The organism is Sphingobacterium pedocola (assembly GCF_015209965.1).
GTDB lineage: Bacteria > Bacteroidota > Bacteroidia > Sphingobacteriales > Sphingobacteriaceae > Sphingobacterium > Sphingobacterium pedocola.
The window spans coordinates 464,795-481,971 of record NZ_MU158690.1; the positions used below are offsets into that span (position 1 = coordinate 464,795).

Annotated in this window: 9 protein-coding genes; 3 read left to right on the forward strand and 6 right to left on the reverse strand. The window is 42.0% G+C overall.

Going from position 1 to position 17,177, the window contains the following annotated elements:
* Window positions 1-142: 142 nt before the first annotated feature.
* The 6 genes from C4F40_RS12070 to C4F40_RS12095 form a co-directional block, all read right to left on the reverse strand.
* Entirely contained in the window at window positions 143-1,771 is a 1,629-nt protein-coding gene (locus C4F40_RS12070; protein ID WP_231390045.1) for a family 43 glycosylhydrolase, read from the reverse strand.
* Window positions 1,772-1,808: 37 nt separating this feature from the next.
* The gene (locus tag C4F40_RS12075) at window positions 1,809-2,810 is read right to left on the reverse strand and encodes a DUF4973 domain-containing protein (RefSeq protein WP_196939654.1); all 1,002 of its coding nucleotides are present in this window, start codon (window positions 2,808-2,810) and stop codon (window positions 1,809-1,811) included.
* Window positions 2,811-2,829: 19 nt separating this feature from the next.
* Window positions 2,830-4,875, reverse strand: coding sequence for a RagB/SusD family nutrient uptake outer membrane protein (locus C4F40_RS12080; protein ID WP_196939655.1), 2,046 nt, complete (start codon window positions 4,873-4,875; stop codon window positions 2,830-2,832).
* Between the two features lie 11 nt (window positions 4,876-4,886).
* Complete coding sequence (locus C4F40_RS12085; protein WP_196939656.1) at window positions 4,887-7,976, reverse strand: SusC/RagA family TonB-linked outer membrane protein; 3,090 nt, start codon at window positions 7,974-7,976, stop codon at window positions 4,887-4,889.
* A gap of 106 nt (window positions 7,977-8,082) precedes the next feature.
* A complete protein-coding gene (locus tag C4F40_RS12090) occupies window positions 8,083-9,459 on the reverse strand; it encodes an IPT/TIG domain-containing protein (RefSeq protein ID WP_196939657.1) in 1,377 nt (458 codons plus the stop codon).
* A gap of 895 nt (window positions 9,460-10,354) precedes the next feature.
* Window positions 10,355-11,458 carry a glycoside hydrolase family 88/105 protein gene (locus C4F40_RS12095; protein WP_196939658.1) on the reverse strand — a complete coding sequence of 368 codons (1,104 nt, stop codon included), beginning with the start codon at window positions 11,456-11,458 and terminating at the stop codon, window positions 10,355-10,357.
* Between the two features lie 775 nt (window positions 11,459-12,233).
* On the opposite strand from C4F40_RS12095, the gene cdaA reads away from it, so the two are divergent.
* The 3 genes from cdaA (at window position 12,234) to C4F40_RS12110 (ending at window position 17,032) form a co-directional block, all read left to right on the forward strand.
* Window positions 12,234-13,028, forward strand: coding sequence for a diadenylate cyclase CdaA (gene cdaA / locus C4F40_RS12100; RefSeq protein ID WP_196939659.1), 795 nt, complete (start codon window positions 12,234-12,236; stop codon window positions 13,026-13,028).
* 144 nt (window positions 13,029-13,172) lie between these two features.
* On the forward strand, window positions 13,173-14,081 hold the full coding sequence (locus C4F40_RS12105) for a DUF1338 domain-containing protein (protein WP_196939660.1): 909 nt from the start codon (window positions 13,173-13,175) through the stop codon (window positions 14,079-14,081).
* Between the two features lie 11 nt (window positions 14,082-14,092).
* Window positions 14,093-17,032, forward strand: a complete 2,940-nt coding sequence (locus C4F40_RS12110) for an FAD-binding and (Fe-S)-binding domain-containing protein (RefSeq protein ID WP_196939661.1) — start codon at window positions 14,093-14,095, stop codon at window positions 17,030-17,032.
* The last annotated feature ends 145 nt before the right edge of the window (window positions 17,033-17,177 follow it).

The window sequence follows — 17,177 nt, forward strand, 5'->3', positions numbered from 1 at the left end:
GCCTCATAAATTTGTTTCCCACAGAATAAAAATAGTATTTTCCAGCTGAAGGAAACAATTCCATTCTTTGGTTACCCAGACCTATGCCCTTTCAGTCCCTAGTGGTTTAGACTAAAATTATAATGTACAACAGACTGTGATGTTAATTATTTAACCGAAATGTTGATACTTCTGTTAACCCAGGTTGTTTCTGGCTATCGTGGCCTAATTTAGGTACTAGCTTAAAATAACGAAGCTGCTTTTGTTCTGATAGATCGATGAATTGTCTAAGCAAGTTTACATCATTCAATTTAAATATACCAAGGCTTTCCCAGTTAGCATTGTCATTACTGACTTGTATCTCCAACTCTTTTATTTTACGATCACCTTCTTTCTGTGAAATAATAAATCCATCTACCATAGCAGTCTCACCCATATCTATTGTAACCCAGTGATCGGGATACTCCGTTGGGTCAATACTATATCGTGCAATCCACATCGTTGTCAGATTGTTGTCGATAAGGAGAGATGCAAGTCGGCTGTCCGTGGGCTCCTCTGAGCTAACTCCTGCTATGCTCCATTTAGACTTATCATGAATATATCGGAAGGGTTCACCAGAAGGACGCTTATGTTGTGCGGATAAACTTGTTGGAAGACCAAAATTAGGTGAGCCATCCGGATTCCAGGAGAAGCGTTGAATACGTGGATTGCGGCCACCCGAAGCTCCTTGATTGGCAACCGACCGTGCATGGTAAATTATCCAATCTTCTGTTCCATCAGGCGATTTGAAAAAACCGTTGTGCCCGGGGCCGAAAGCACTGCTTTCAGATCTAACGGCAAAAACCGGATGTACCTTTTTCTTCCAGTGAGCCGGATTCATAGGATCTCCGCCATCCCGTAAAGCAAGTTCACCAAGGCAGTAACCATCCGACCAGTAGCCACTACCGGAATAGACGATATAAACGCGTCCTTGCGGATTGATAAGGACCTGCGGTCCCTCGTTGATGGCACTGCCATTTTTTTCCCAAGCAAAATCGGGTTGCGAAATCATGACCTTTTCGCCGCTAATGGTCCAGGGATTGCTCATCTTGGCTATATAAAGATTCTGTGGTGCAGCACCGGCATTTCCGCCCGACCATATCATATACATCTGGCCTTCGTGCTGCAGCACGGTACCGTCTATGGCCCACATATCTGTGGGATCTGAGATTTTACCTTTAAACTCCCAGTTTCCTTCTATCGGTGTTGGAGAACTGTTCTCTACGACATACATCCTGTGATTGGCATTGGTTCCGTCATCAGCAGCAAAATAAAAATACCATTTGCCATCTATCTCATGCAATTCGGGGGCCCATAGATTTTTTGAATACATCTGACCTCCAGGTGGCGTCCAGACATCGTACCTTTGACTTGAAGCAAGTTCTGATAATTTTTTGGTTTCCAAAATTACTAATTTACTTCCCTGGGTGTAGGTATAGTAATAGATCCCATTTTTTTGTATTACCCATGGATCAGGACCGCCAGGCATGATGGGATTGGTAAAAGTGCTGTCCAACGTAAAGCCAGACCACTCTCCTTTGGGTTCCTCTGGTTTTTGGGGAGTTTCAGGTATCGGGTCGAAATAAGGTTCCTTTGTTTTTTGACAGGCGCTCAATAGTAACAAACACCCTAGAAATACCGTTGTCATGGTTCGTTTCATTTTTAAATATTTATTAATTTTACCCGAGTTGGATTTCATGAGTAAATCCCCAGCATCCTTGTCAAAAGAATGCTTTTTATATGAATGTTTCATTTGCATAGTTTTTTATGATCTATCCTATACAGAGATCTTACCAGTCAATAGCCTGATCTTCATCCGGTATCAATATATTCCGTTGCCGCTCCATGGTCATAGAGCCCGAGGCTCTGTACCGTACAGGTATTCCCGGCATCGTGGAGATATCATCATATTTGTACTGTAGGTTGACGGTGCAATACTGCCTTACTAAGTATTTTTTAGTAGGGTCTACTGTCTGTGTAAGTTTATAGGTTGGCTGTCCGACCATTTCAAAATTGATAGCATCGCTACTAGCGTAAACATTTAACGCCCCTACTTTATCGCCGTTGGCTTCTGTTACGGGTTCCAAAAATTCCATGATAATTTTATACTCACCACGCGAGTTGGACTTTTCCTCCGTTACGCCAGCATAGAAAAATACCGCCTTTTCGTCTACAACCCATGCCGCCCGTGTACTGGAGACAAGAGGATTGGTAGTCTGACCATCCAGGTATACGTTCATCGAAGTAGACGAATAGTTACCCGAATAATCATTAAACGGTATCACATTCAACAACGCCTTGCGCCAACCTTTGCGATAGTTGGAAACATACGATGGATCATCTTTTATAGTAAGTGGCAATACATACCGCTCTACTAAATCCAGATTGTCAAACTTGAACTTTACCGGATAATTCTCAATATTGGATCCTTTGGGGATAAAACATGTAGGAGAATTCAGTTCGAAGAACTGATCAGAGAGTTGTTTAAAATACAGATCTGTACGGTGTTGAAATTTCTCTTTATTATAGATCGCGAGCGTATCGTTGTCTACCGCTATTTGAATGTTTAGATCCTGATTATTGGATTGAGAACCACTTACAATAACAGGAAGATTATACGTGACCTCACCATTTGGTGTATATCGAAGATACACCGGAGAAACACCTTCACTATTAAGACTTGCTTTGAAGGAAACCATTTGTGTATAAAGCTCGTCTTCCCATTCATCGTTACAGGCGCTGGAGACAAGGCCCAGTGCCGCTATCATGATATATGTATATATATTTTTCATTATTTCATTATTTTGACCATTAATCGAAAGAAGTCCATCCCGGCGATTGGGTTAGTCGCTTATTTTTCTTCAGCTCATCCCAGTGTATAGGCCAGAAATACATTTTTTTGGAAAATGTAGTTTGCAGAAGCGGCACGCGTATGGGCTTGTAAAATAGGTTTGCGTGATCCTTTGTCATAAAGGTATTGTAACCTAATATCTGCTCTGCTTCATCTACGGGAGCATCTTTCCAACGGCGTAAATCATAATACCGCTGATTTTCACCGAGCAACTCAATCTGGCGTTCGCGTTTTATTTTCGAACGCAGTTCTTCTCTATTGCCATATATAGACATATCGTAATCCGGCACGCCTCCACGGATACGCACCTGACCTAACGCCATTTTCATATCGTCCGTATTTCTTGTTATGGCGTGGCTTTTAGAATTGTCCCATGACGGGATGTTGTAACTACCGGTTAATTCGTTAAGTGCCTCAGCCAGCATAAGCAGAATATCCGCATAGCGTATAGCTACTTCTACTTTAGGTAATATTTTACCGCCGGTATCAGTTGCGATGTTATCTTTAGGGTTAATAAATTTCATCATGCCTATACCTGTTGGCAGCCAGCGATCTCCGTTTATCATGCCCTCCTTTTCCCCACGATAATAAAAAATCTGTTGGTAGGTAACATTTGCAGCATTATTAATAGCACTTGACATAGTCCAAAGCGCACCACTAAATGCTACAGAAGCATAAAAGCGAGGCTCTCTATGGGCAAACTCCTTCCAAGTATTTGCTAATAGCGGTTTAAAGTCATTCACCTCAGTGGTCTGTACAAACATATTATCATATTTATTTTTTATCGTCTGTCTGTCAAATGGTGTACCATCGTCCATGGCGTAAGCATCACACTGCTTCAAGGTAATACCGTGAGCGTTATATCCACCTCCGGTCTGGGGCATCTGATGCCTTGTCAAGGAAATGATGCCATGGGCTTCATCGGTTTGGTTCTCACCTCTGGTAAATATCATTTCGCTATTTTCTGAAGCGTAGAGGTCACCATTGAACAATGCCCGATACGATTCAAAAGGATCAATATTAGCCCAGCCTTCAGGGAAATTTTTTTCAGAGTATTCGGGATGATAAGGTGGAGCGATAGTCGCCGGATAATCGTAAACCTTCATATACCCAAGATCCTTTTCCCCGCCCGTTCCTTTAGCCTTAGGAGCAGCTACATATAACTTGTAAGTATTAAGGTCTATAACATCTTTACAGGCCGCCGCCGCTTTAGCCCATTTTTCTTCGTTATATTGCTGAGAAAACAACATTTGCCCCTTATCATCAGTAAAATCGGCCATTTCTGTATTGCCATTTGCCAGCGGACTCGCCGCAAACAGCAATGCTTTGGCACGGGTAGCCAGTGCTGCACCTTTGCTTGGGCGGGCGATATTGCGGTTATCCCGCTTTAGGGGAAGGTCTTTAGCCGCTATTGCCATCTCTTCTGCTATATAATTGACCACTTCATCGTACGTATTGCGGGCGAAGGAAAGATTTTCATAGCTCTCATCATAATCAACGCCTTTATCTGGCATGATGGGTACCGGACCATATTTACGCAACAGCAGCCAATACAGGTAGGCTCGGATAAACCTTGCCTGAGCTTTATAATCAGCTACTTGAGCGGCGCTGAAGGTGCTGCCATCGTCTATGCTGTTGAGCATAACAGATGCCTGCCGTATGCCTGCATAAGACTGGGCCCAGGATTGATGCCAAGTGTGATCGTATTCCCCAAACTTGAACCTCCGGTAATGATCTCCATTAGCATTACCGGATTCATTGTAAAACATATCATCTGAATAATTAGTCACGGTATAGTTTCTGTGACCCATTTCGAGGTTATAATCCAGCAATTTGTTATAACAGTTGGCGAGCCATTGCTCCGTATAGTCTTTACTGTTGAAAATACGTCCTTCGCTCTGGCGATCGTCAAAATAATGTTCGACGCTTAGGTATTTATTACAGGAATTTAGACAGACAATTGCACCTGTCAGTAATATCCCAAATATGATTTGTTTCTTCTTCATAATCTTGTATATTATAGGTTTACGGTTAAACCAAGAGTGTATGACTTAGCTAGTGGATAGGCCTGTCCGTTTGTACTGTTCATCTCAGGATCCCACATCTTAAATTTGGAAAAAGTAAGCAGGTTAGTACCTAGAAAATAGAGACGCATTGTTTTTAAGCCCAATCTACTGGCCAAACTTCTGGAGAATGTATACCCCAAATCCACCGTCTTGATACGTAAATACGAACTTTCACGCAACCAATAAGTTGAATTACGGTAATTGTTGGCACTTCCGGCATAGCTCAGACGGGGGTATACCGCATTAGGATCTTCGTTCTCTCCCAGAATCCAGCGGTTGGATTCGGCCACATCGGTCAGGATATTTCCCCAGTCACCACTACTAAATGGGTACACTGTAAAGCCATCGATGAAAAAAGAGGACTTGCCGGCTCCCTGAAATAGCACACTCGCATCCAGACCATTCCAACTGGCGGATAAACCAAAACCATAGACGAGATTCGGATAACGGGTAGCACCAACCGGTACCACATCATCATTGTTGATAGTACCATCGCCATTGATATCCTTGTATTTAATGTCACCTGGTGCAGTTCTACCGAAATTCTGGATAGGGCTGTTCCGGATATCGTCATAGTCGTTGAAAAGCCCAAGAGCTACCAATCCCCTGTTCTGGTTAACCCGGAAACCTGTACGATTTGTATAAGGATAATTACTGAATTCTTCATCGGCCTCCAGTATTTCATTCTTACTGTATGTCATGGTGCCACGGGCTGTAAGGCTCAGGTTGTTGATCTTTTGCGTATATTTCATCTGTCCGTCAAATCCTTTGGATAGGGTAGCACCCACATTGGCACGCGGATCCTGTCCCATCAGGCCTACAATATCCGGAACGTATTGCCGTTCCATATATATACCGTCACGCCGCTCATGAAAGTAATCGAGAGCACCACTGAACTTGTCGCCAAAAAGAGAAAAATCAAGCCCCAAATCGTGCTTCGTCGAAACTTCCCAGGTTATTGAGTTAGAAGCTATTCTTGAATACGTCAGACCAGAATATATATTTCTGCTTTCAATATCACCCCAGTTGTAACCGGCTTCAGTATTTGTGCCAAAAGATGCCAAATAAGGGAAACGAATGGGATTGTTATTATTATCCCTGATAATATCGTTTCCGACTTTTCCATAAGAATAACGGATCTTGAACATATTCATCCACGTAAGGTTATCCCGTACAAACTTTTCTTCCGCGATGTTCCAAGCTCCTGACACTGCCGGAAACAACCCGAATTGATGGCCCGTAGCGAAGTTTTCGGAGCCATTGTATCCAAAGTTAACATCAAAGAAGTAACGAGATTGATAACCATACGTAAAACGCCCTGCCAAACGCTGGTTGCGGCGCTCTATGCCCTGCATGATATCGGTGTCATACCGAGACGTATTCACCTTCTTTTCCTGCGTATATTGGACGATTGCCCCAATAGAATGGTCGTTATTAATGGTTTTGCGATAGTGCATTTCCCCCTGTAAGGTTTCAAGTCTGTCACCGCTTGCATCAGAGGTTTGGACAAGCAGTTGTTCGGCAATGGTACGCCTCAACCTTAGTTCTCCATTCGACTCACGTTGCCGTTCGGCCAACCAACCTTCCGGCCATTTCATACGGCGTATATAATTCTTGTTATTATTGTCGTAACCAAAGCGCCCAACAAAACGCAGGCCGGGCGTGACAAACTTCAGATCTTGCTCTAGGGTAACATTTGTCTGTACTTTGTTGTCCCAATTTTCAATATACCCCTGTTGGGTGATCAGGACCCAAGGATTCTGTCTTTCGGCACCTCCCCTTGAAGCAACCTGCCCAGTGCTATATTTAATAGGGATGGAAATAGGATTCTGTCCCATAAGAGAAGCCCATATTTCTCTATATGTACCTCCGGGCAGGTTTTGTTTACCTAAAGAACCGCTTACCCCCATTCTGACCAATGTCGTTTTGGTCAGGTTCATGTCCACATTTGCACGATAGTTCCAGCGCTTATAATTTGCATTGGTATTGTAATTTTTTAGATTTTCATCTGTTTCGTACATACCGCCTTCGTCGATATAACTACCTGAGACGAAATAGCGGGCCAGAGCACCACCTCCGTCAAAATTGAGGGAGGTGCGCTGTGTGAAAGCACCGGGTTTCAAGAACATATCCATCCAGTTTATATCCGGAAACAGGTCAGGATCCAGCTGGTTCCTAATCAGGGTAAGATCCTGATTAGAATAAAACGGCTCCTCATTACGGGTAGTCCGTGCTTCATTCATCAGCTTGGCATAGGTATACCCGTCTACAAATTCTGGCGTAAAGGTACGGGTATTGTAAGATGCCTCATGTTTGGCATTGATGCTCACTTTATCCATCTTACCCTTTTTGGTAGTAATAAGTACCACACCATTAGCGCCACGAGAGCCGTATATGGCCGTAGTCGAGGCATCTTTCAAAACTGTGAAAGTCTCGATGTCTTCGATGTTGATTTCATCAAGGCTCCTTTCAAAACCATCCACCAATACAAGAGCTGATGTACCTGCCCCAAATGTGGAGATACCCCGTATCCAGAACTCCGAAGTGTTGCTGCCCGGCTGCCCACTACTCTGCATGGCCAATACACCAGCTACGTTTCCAGCCAACGCATTGGTAATACTAGAAGTAGAAGTTTTTAGCGTACTAACGTCTACCGTAGTGATCGCTCCGGTTACAGTCGCCTTTCTCTGTCTTCCTAAAGCTGTTACGACTACTTCATCCACTGCCCTTTGCTCCGACTCTTTAAGCGTTACATCTATCTTCACCGCATCTTTTATCAGGATCTCCTGTTGGTCATAGCCTATGAACGAAAAGACAAGCCACTGGTATTTATTTGCTTTTACAGTATATTCTCCTTTACCGTTGGTACTTATGCCCAGCCCTGGCTGATCTTTAACCGTAACAGTAACCCCTTGTAGCGGCTCTTGCTGCTCGTCCAGAACTATTCCGGTAACGGTAATAGCTACCTGTGTGGTATCCTGCGCATATATGCAGGTAACGGACGCTATAATCGCCATTAGTATAAAAATAAATTTTCTCATTAATCTGTATTCAATAATTGCATGTTTGCCTCACAAAAGCAAGATCCTTATGCTTGGCACAACAAAGCAATTGGTTTAAAATAAAAGGTGATTAAATGGTGTTTTCCTATTCTATTGTTATCGTGCGGATACGTTTGTTGTCACGCTCTGCGATGTAGAAAATTTTTCTTTTCTCATCATAAGCGATACCTGAAGGAGCGGCAAAGCGAGCCTCCAATCTCGGATCTCCATCTATATAACCGTTTTTACTACCATCTGGCGTAGGACTTCCTTTACCTGCATAAGTGCTAACTACGCCGGTAGGTGTTAGTGTTCGGACGCTATGGTTCGGCAAGTCGCAAAAGTAAAAGTCGTATTCATCAGTTTGTCCTGCATAAGCAGGATTTTTGACGAATACTCCCTGATAAGCCCTACTGATCCTAGCCGAGGTGCCTATAGCATCCACATCGCCTGCAGTTCCACTGCCTGCAAATACAATAGGCGGTTCTAGCTTGCGAGTTTCCCAGTTGTAGATACTTTTATAGATGCGGCTATGTGCTGTAATATAGACATAGTCACCCGAGGGATGGAAAAAGATTATCACACCGCTAAGATTCCCTCCGATATTGAACATAAGTTCAGGAACTAGCTCTCCGGTTCCTTCCTTTAAAACGGCTTTCTTAACAGGCGTTGAATTCGTAGTGGTATAATAAAGATCCCCATGAAAAGGATGTGGGGCGCAGGTAAAGGCGCCAACATCATACAATAGGGGATGCACACGGCGATAGTTTTCTGATCGTAGCGAATAAGCAAGTGCCACTTTATTTGGCGTAGTACGGTTTCCGTTATCGTCCACAAGATACAATGTATCGGTGTCGGGACTTAGCACTGTACCCTGCATTTTGTTGAATCCTGCCTGCCCATTGGTGATGAGTGTGGATACCATTTCCTCTTGCAAATCAACTCTTCTTACCGCCCGATCCAGCTCTGTGACGAATAACGCATCGCTTTCAGGCTCATAAGTTAGCCATGCTGGATAAGAAAACTGTGCTTCCTCAAAGCTGCCATCCATGATAGAAGAGTTTCCGTCTTCATCCAAATTACCCACGAGCGTGCCCACCGAGGTACTGCGCACATAAGCAAACTCTTCCGAAAATGTGTGTTCAACAGGGGTAGCAGAACCACCATCGATAACCACACGTACCTGTCCGGTATTGGTTTGACCTGGAACCCAGCAATATATCTGCTTGCCATTAGCGCCGACGACTTTGAGCTCCCTTTCTCCGATGAAAACACGTATTTTAGAAACATCGGTTCCGAAGTTATCTCCATAAATGTACAGACGCGTCCGTATTGCACCTTTTTTAGGTGAAAAGTCGGAGAAAATAACAGATTTTCCCGGATTGTACTCCTGTAGTTCAGCTTCCTTGTCTTTACAAGAATTTAGAACTATTGTGCCAAGCAGGAATAAACATAGAAATAATAGCTTATTTTTTGAACTCATAACATGTATTTATATTGGTAAAAATTATTTCTTGCCATTTTTTCAATAGCATAATTGTACAAAGCAAAGTGCGATCTATATACACTATACTGACCACATTGCATAAACGTATTTAAAGCTGCGAAATGTTATTAATCCTCCAATGTGTTTTAAAAACCGATTTCTCAGGATGACAACAAGCACTAACTTAATGATATTGCTGTTTCTTTAAGGAGGGGAAGTGCCATTATGTATTATACACAAGATATCAAAAGGTACAACGAAGAATGTGAGTTTCCTTAGCGAAATAATGGTGCTTTTTTTTGTTAAAATATGAGTTTTATTCATGTATTTAGTTGGTTTATAATCTGTAATTGGTGGTTAATGAAAGTCTCTCGTAATGCTTTAAGATATCTTCAAAAGTGAAACATCTGCTTATTTTCAGGGGTTTTAGTAATCTTATTCCATATTGAATTTTTTATTATTATTTTTAGTTTTCAATTAATTAGTATATAGCTTTCTATTGGTTTTTGTGGTTTTTTGTCATAATATCAAAATGACATATTAAGTATACAAAACACTGTACATTCATCACATCCCAATTCATTGAGCAGCCTTTTGTTTTTTTTGAATTTTAACTAGGTTACTGTTTATAATTTAGTTGTTACATAATTCAATACTCAAATTTCAAGAATGTTTACAACAAAAAAATATCTGTCTCGATCAATAAATTGCTAAATCGTCTCAATATCGCATTTTCTGTTAATAACCCCGATCTCCAACGTAGTATTACTTTTCGAGGGCTGAGATCTACATGAACAAATGTTCTTTTTGTTCATGTACTGAATAAAATTGATTATAGGTTTACGACCGGTATATATCTGATACGCGTTGTGCCGGTACTAACTGTATCTTCTTACTCTGCTAAAAGAGCGGCTGCACACCACAGATAGGGTGCCTGCCCGTGAAGATCGCCGGCATTGCGCGGCCGATTGTAATAATGCTGTTTGTCATTCTTTTTCCCGGTCCCGATACAAACCTCAGTTACGTTATTACGTTGATCAATATAAGGAATCATTGCCAACCAAGCTTTGCGTGCGATTGGGGCGTATTCTGCCGCATCAAGCCAGCCTTCCTGTACACCAACAATAAAAGCATACGTAAACATCGCTGTTCCAGAAGTTTCTGCCCAAAAAGTAGGCTCATCGATCAACTGATTCCACATGTCGCTTGGCTGTTGATAGTTTTTGAGGCTTTTCATCATCTTCAGGTAACCCTCCATGATGCGTGGACGGTCTTGGTGGTCTTCAGGCATCATACGCAAAAGGTCAGGCATACCTACAGCCATCCAGCCGTCGCCACGCGCCCAATAATAAGGTACGTCAGGCGCATGATAGAATAATCCGTTAGGACGCTGCAATTCGTCTAGGTACATTACCATTTCCTTAGCTGCGCGATCAAGATACTTCTTGTCGCCTGTCACTTTATAGGCCTCACCTTGAACCACGGTAATCATGTACATGTCGTCGATCCATAAACGTGTCTGCCAAGAATATCCTTTGTCTGCCCAAGCCTTTTGTTCGGGTTTGGCGTTCGCCGGTACTGCCCACTGTGTATCGGCGTATTCTAATCCCATTTTTTTATACCGTTCATCTTTTGTTATTTGGTAGAATTTCAGGGCAAGACTTCCAAACATATTGTAATCCACATGGTTCATAGGGGGTAACAAAGCTTTTTCCGTCGTGAAAAGTGGTTCAAATTTGTCCTGTAGATGTTTGATTAGTTTTTTGTCATTAACCTTCAGGGCGTAGTCCAGTGCGCCGTTCCAGGTGCATACTTCAGCATAATGGATCGATCTATCGTAAAGTTCATGTTTGCCATTTATAAAATGGTAGGCCAATTGTTTGCCGATCTCTTTGGGGGTTGATCCTTTTGGAAACCGAATCAACGAATTTTGTTGTGCCAATAAAAACTGAAAGGAACATATTGTCAGTAACAATAAAAATGATTTTTTAAACATAAGGTTTGTTTTTAGTCAATTAGTCCACATCTCTATGCCGGTATTTATAACCATCTTAGCAACGATTTTGACGTACTTAGCATATAGAAGACTTATAGTTAGATAATAAAACATGTTTATAATGGTCCCTTAACGGAAACTTAATTGACAAAGTTTGTGAATATTCGCTGATAGAAGTTGTTTGATTGTATCAATAAATTGTCTTTTTGTATCAATCTATAAATCGACGTCGTTGCCTCGAAAGATCAGCGTACCGACGTGCGTTCAGGCTCCGGCCTTGTTCGTGACATCTTTAATAGTTCTTTGATAATTTTTCGGCTGATTTTCGATAGCTACTGCAACAAAATTGAAAGGATACCGGTCGTCTATCGAATTCCATCCGAAGCTTTGTCGAGGTTGTCCCCAAGTTGTACACTGGCTCTCTCGAAGCTATGACGGACTTCAGCGGACTTGTACGGACTTTAACGGACTTGTACGGACTTGTATAGTTAAGGAAATTATAAGTTTGGAGCTGAAGGAGCAATCTTGGTTAGGAGCTTTTTTATAGACTAAATCTACGAAAAAAAGTTTAAATAGGAATATTGCCCTGCAATTTGTAATCGTTCTGCGTACTTCATTTTCCTGATTCTATATACGTTTAGAATGCAAACGCGTTACCACCATTAACCATATTGCTTAGTTGAACCGAAGATGTGTCAAAATATAACGAATGTTGTTCCAATTTTAGGGCTATATAACAAGAATCTTACGGGAATTTTCTAAATTGCATAGAAATATGGATGAGTTAGGCTTCAATTTATTAGAGGGTTTTCGGTTATTGGATATTATAGACATCCTTTTGGTTGCTGTAATTATTTACTATATCTACAGTTTGATCAAAGGTACTATAGCAGTTAATATCCTTTTGGGAGTTTTCCTTTTTTATGGTATTTATCTCGTGGTAAAACAATTAGAAATGCGGTTGCTGACCGAGATTTTTGGAGGTTTTATCTCCGTTGGTTCTATTGCGCTTATTGTCGTATTCCAACAAGAAATTCGAAGATTTTTACTCCATATCGGTAAGAACATATCCCTTAGACGAAAGAAATTCTTCTGGAGCTTTTTAGCGAGCAGAAGGACGACACAACAAGACCGCTCAGAAGAAGTCAAACCCATTATAGAAGCCTGTAGAAGTATGTCAAGGTCACGGACGGGAGCTTTACTTGTGTTTTCTAAATATTTTGATGAAGAATACTACCAAACAAGCGGCGAATATGTTGATGCCCCTGTGTCGAAGAGATTATTAGAAAGTATATTCTTTAAGAACAGCCCTCTGCACGATGGGGCCGTCGTCATAGTAGATTTTAGGGTAATGACAGCGAGTTCAGTATTACCGCTCTCCGACAGCGAAGATCTGCCCCCTCAATTTGGATTGCGGCATCGTGCTGCGATTGGTGTTACCGAGGTCTCGGAGGCTGTCGCGGTAATCGTCTCCGAAGAAACCGGGGAAATTTCATTCGCGAAAGACGGAAATATTAATATGAATCTCACACCTGAGGAGCTGGAAAAAATTCTGCGCGAGGAGTTATAGTATTTCTTATTATGTCTATTTTTTAGAATAAGATTTTTAGATTATTGTTTTTTTTCGAATAAAGTTCATTTTTTTTGTTTTTACGACGTAAATAAGAAAGGTATTGCTTAGATTTACGTTAGATATAAACTTAATTTTTGTCCTATGCATTTTGATGAAAATAATCCGTTGGATATAGTCTTAAATGATTTGTTTGAACATTATCGCCAACATGTCGCTGATGTCAATAAAATCACCAAAAGTTTATTGGATATGGATGTGATTACAGCTCAAGACGACATCGTTAACGATCATATTGCGTTTAGAACGTTAGGCGTTCCGCATTTAGGAATTCAATCATTTGAAAAGATATTCTTAAGCTATGGATATACGAAAAGGGATTATTACTATTTCGAGGGGAAAAAATTGGATGCATATTGGTATTCGCCTCCAGCAACACATTATCCCCGTATTTTTGTGTCCGAATTAAGGGTCGCGGATTTGTCAAAGACTGCGCAGGATATTATCTATGGATACACAAAAGGCATTACCTCCGATCCCGTGGATAAATTGAACTTAAGGAGAGGAAGAGAAGTAGCTGATTTTTTGCAGAAACCCTTGTGGGCACTGCCGACTTCGAATGATTATCAGGCTTTGCTTGCAGAAAGCGAATATGCTGCATGGGTGATATATAACCGCTATTACCTGAATCATTATACGATTAGTATCCATGAATTGAAAGAAGGCTATAATACGCTAGAAGAATTTAATAGATTCTTGACGGGTATAGGCGTGAAGCTCAATACTTCAGGGGGAGTTATTAAAACAAGCGATGATGGGCTACTACGCCAAAGTAGTACGGTCTCGGCACTATATGAAGCGGGGTTTGTGGATGGCAGATCGTTAGAAATTGCGGGCAGCTATGTCGAATTTGCTGAACGGAGTGTTTTACCCGAATATAAAGATATACCGAAGAATCAGATTCAACCGCAACATCGCAGGGATGGATTCGAAACAAACAATGCGGATAAAATTTTTGAGAGTACGTATACGACGCAGATTAAAGGTTCCTAAGTTGACGGATTTTGGAAGAGCTTTTATTAAATCTTAAAGAATCACTTCAGGGAGATCTCTTTACGGATCAGACCATGCGTATTCTGTATGCAACAGATGCATCTGCGTACCGCGAAATGCCTTTGGCCGTTGCCATTCCACGGACATCGGAAGATATAAGAAAGCTCATAATTTTTGCTCGAGAAAATAAAATTTCAATCATACCGCGCACGGCGGGGACTTCCTTAGCAGGGCAGGTGGTGGGCCCGGGCATCATAGTGGATGTCTCCAAGCATTTTACGAAAATACAGGAGATAAATGAAGCTGAAAAATGGGTAAGGGTACAGCCGGGAGTGATTCGGGATGAACTGAATTTGTTTTTGAAACCGTATGGTCTTTTTTTCGGACCGGAAACCTCCACCGCTAACCGGGCTATGATTGGCGGGATGGTGGGAAACAATTCCTGCGGTTCAAATTCCTTGATCTATAAAAGTACCCGGGAGCATGTATTGGAGATCGAAGCTTTTTTGAGCGACGGCTCTAAAGTGGTATTTAAAGAGCTGAGCTTCGAAGAATTTACCGAAAAATGTGTGGATGCCACACTTGAAGGAAGATTGTATACCCAAATCCGAAGTATACTCGGTGATTATCAAAATCAAGAACGGATTAGATCGGAATTTCCAAAACCGTCTATTGACCGAAGAAACACGGGGTACGCAATAGATGTTCTGGTCGATACCGATCCTTTTACAGCAGGGGGGAGTCGGTTTAATTTTTCTAAATTAATCTGCGGATCGGAAGGTACGCTCGCGTTTATCACCTCGGTTAAATTACAGCTGAATGAGATTTCTCGGTATCCTTCGGGATTGTTATGTGTTCATTTTTATAGCATAGAAGAAGCGCTGCGCGCAAATTTGGTTGCACTTCGGCATAGGCCACTTGTAAGTGAGCTTATGGATAAGTATATTCTGTCGTGTACTGAGAATAATCTGGAGCAAACGCAAAACCGATTTTTCGTAAAGGGTGGTCCCGCCGCGATCCTTATTGTGGAATACGACGGGGAAGACGAGCAAGAAATTCGACGTAAAGTCGCCGAAGTGGAAAGACATATGCGCGCGGAAGGGGTGGGATATTATTTTCCCTTGATCCTTGGCGCTGACAAGAAGAAGGTATGGGATTTACGGAAAGCCGGGCTTGGACTTTTGAGCAATACACCTGGAGACGAAAAACCAGTAGCTGTGATCGAAGATACTGCTGTTGATGTGCAGGATTTGCCCGATTATATCGCTGAATTTAATCAGATTTTATCGCGATATAATTTATATTCTGTTCACTATGCACATGCTGCGACCGGAGAGCTACATTTAAGACCGTTATTGAATCTGAAAACTAAAGCGGGTAATCAATTATTTAAGGAGATCGCTTTCGAGATCGCAAAACTTGTAAAGAAATACAAGGGTTCGTTGAGCGGAGAGCATGGAGACGGCAGGCTTAGGGGCGAATTTATAGCTTATATGGTAGGGGAGCAGAACTATCAATTGCTGAAACAAATCAAGTATACCTGGGATCCATATAGCGTGTTTAATCCAGGGAAGATAGTAGATACTCCGGCAATGAATTCCTTCTTACGTTATGCCCCTGATCAACCGGCGAGAGCGATAAAAACTGTTTTTCGTTATGGAACACAACATGTTCTTCAACATGCAGAGCAATGTAATGGCTCCGGAGATTGTCGGAAGTCTCATTTGTCTGGAGGAACCATGTGTCCGTCGTATATGGCTACGCGAGATGAAAAGGATACAACCCGTGCACGGGCGAATATTTTGCGGGAATTTTTAACACATTCGCCGAAAGAGAATCCTTTCGACCATCCTGAAATCAAGGAGGTGATGGATCTGTGCCTCAGTTGCAAAGGTTGCAAGACAGAATGTCCTTCGAGTGTGGATATGGCGAAACTTAAAGCGGAATTTCTGCAAGCCTATCACGATGCTAATGGCCTTCCCATGCGTACACGCTTGGTGGGGTGGGTAGATAAGATAACGCAGATGGCATCTTACATGCCAGCAGTGTACAACTGGTCTGTTCAAAACCGACTGATTGGCAAGGCGATTAAGCGTATGGTCGGGTTTTCAGAAAAGCGAAATCTTCCTTTGGTCGGATCTACATCTTTACGACAATGGTTCAAGCGCCATCATAAACCTGCATATGATATTTCCCAGATAAAAAGAACCGTTTATTTCTTTTGTGATGAATTCACCAATTATAACGATGTGGAAATTGGTAAAAAAGCCATTTTGCTGTTAGAGAAATTGGGCTATGAGGTTTTATTAGTAGATCATGCATTCAGTGGACGTGCGCTAATTTCAAAAGGGATGCTCCGTGCAGCAAAAAAACTGGCCAATAGGAATGTGAAGGTTTTTGCCTCCCGTATTAACAGTGAAACACCCCTTGTTGGTGTCGAACCGTCGACTATTTTGTCATTCCGTGATGAATATATTGACTTGGTGGATGAACACCTCTTGGAAGATGCGGAAAAAATCGCACCACATGCCATGATTATAGAAGAGTTTCTTTGGAAGGAATTTGAGAAAGGGAATATATCATCTGCAGACTTCAATCTGTCTCCAAAAATAATGCTTGTGCACACACATTGTCAGCAGAAAGCTTGGAAGCTGCAGCAATTTACGGAAAGGGTCCTTTCCATACCGGAACACTATAACGCAACATCAATTGCCTCGGGTTGTTGTGGAATGGCGGGGTCTTTTGGATATGAGAAAGCGCATTTTGATATTTCCATGCAAATAGGCGGTCTGGTGCTCTTTCCTGCTATAGGGGAAAAAGAAGATGGACATGTGATTGTAGCACCCGGTGTAAGCTGCCGGCATCAGATTAAGGACGGTACTTCGGAGAGGGCATATCATCCTGTAGAGATTTTATATGATGCATTAAAAGACGAAGAAGGAGGAGGTTAAAAAGGTCTTATAAAGCGTGTAAACGTCATTTCGACCAAAGGGAGAGCCGAGCTTGTGAGCTCGCCGTAGGCAAATCTATTTACGTATTAAGTTAAGAAAGACTGCCACGTCGTATTCCTCGTTCTGACGAACAAGTAGTGACGTC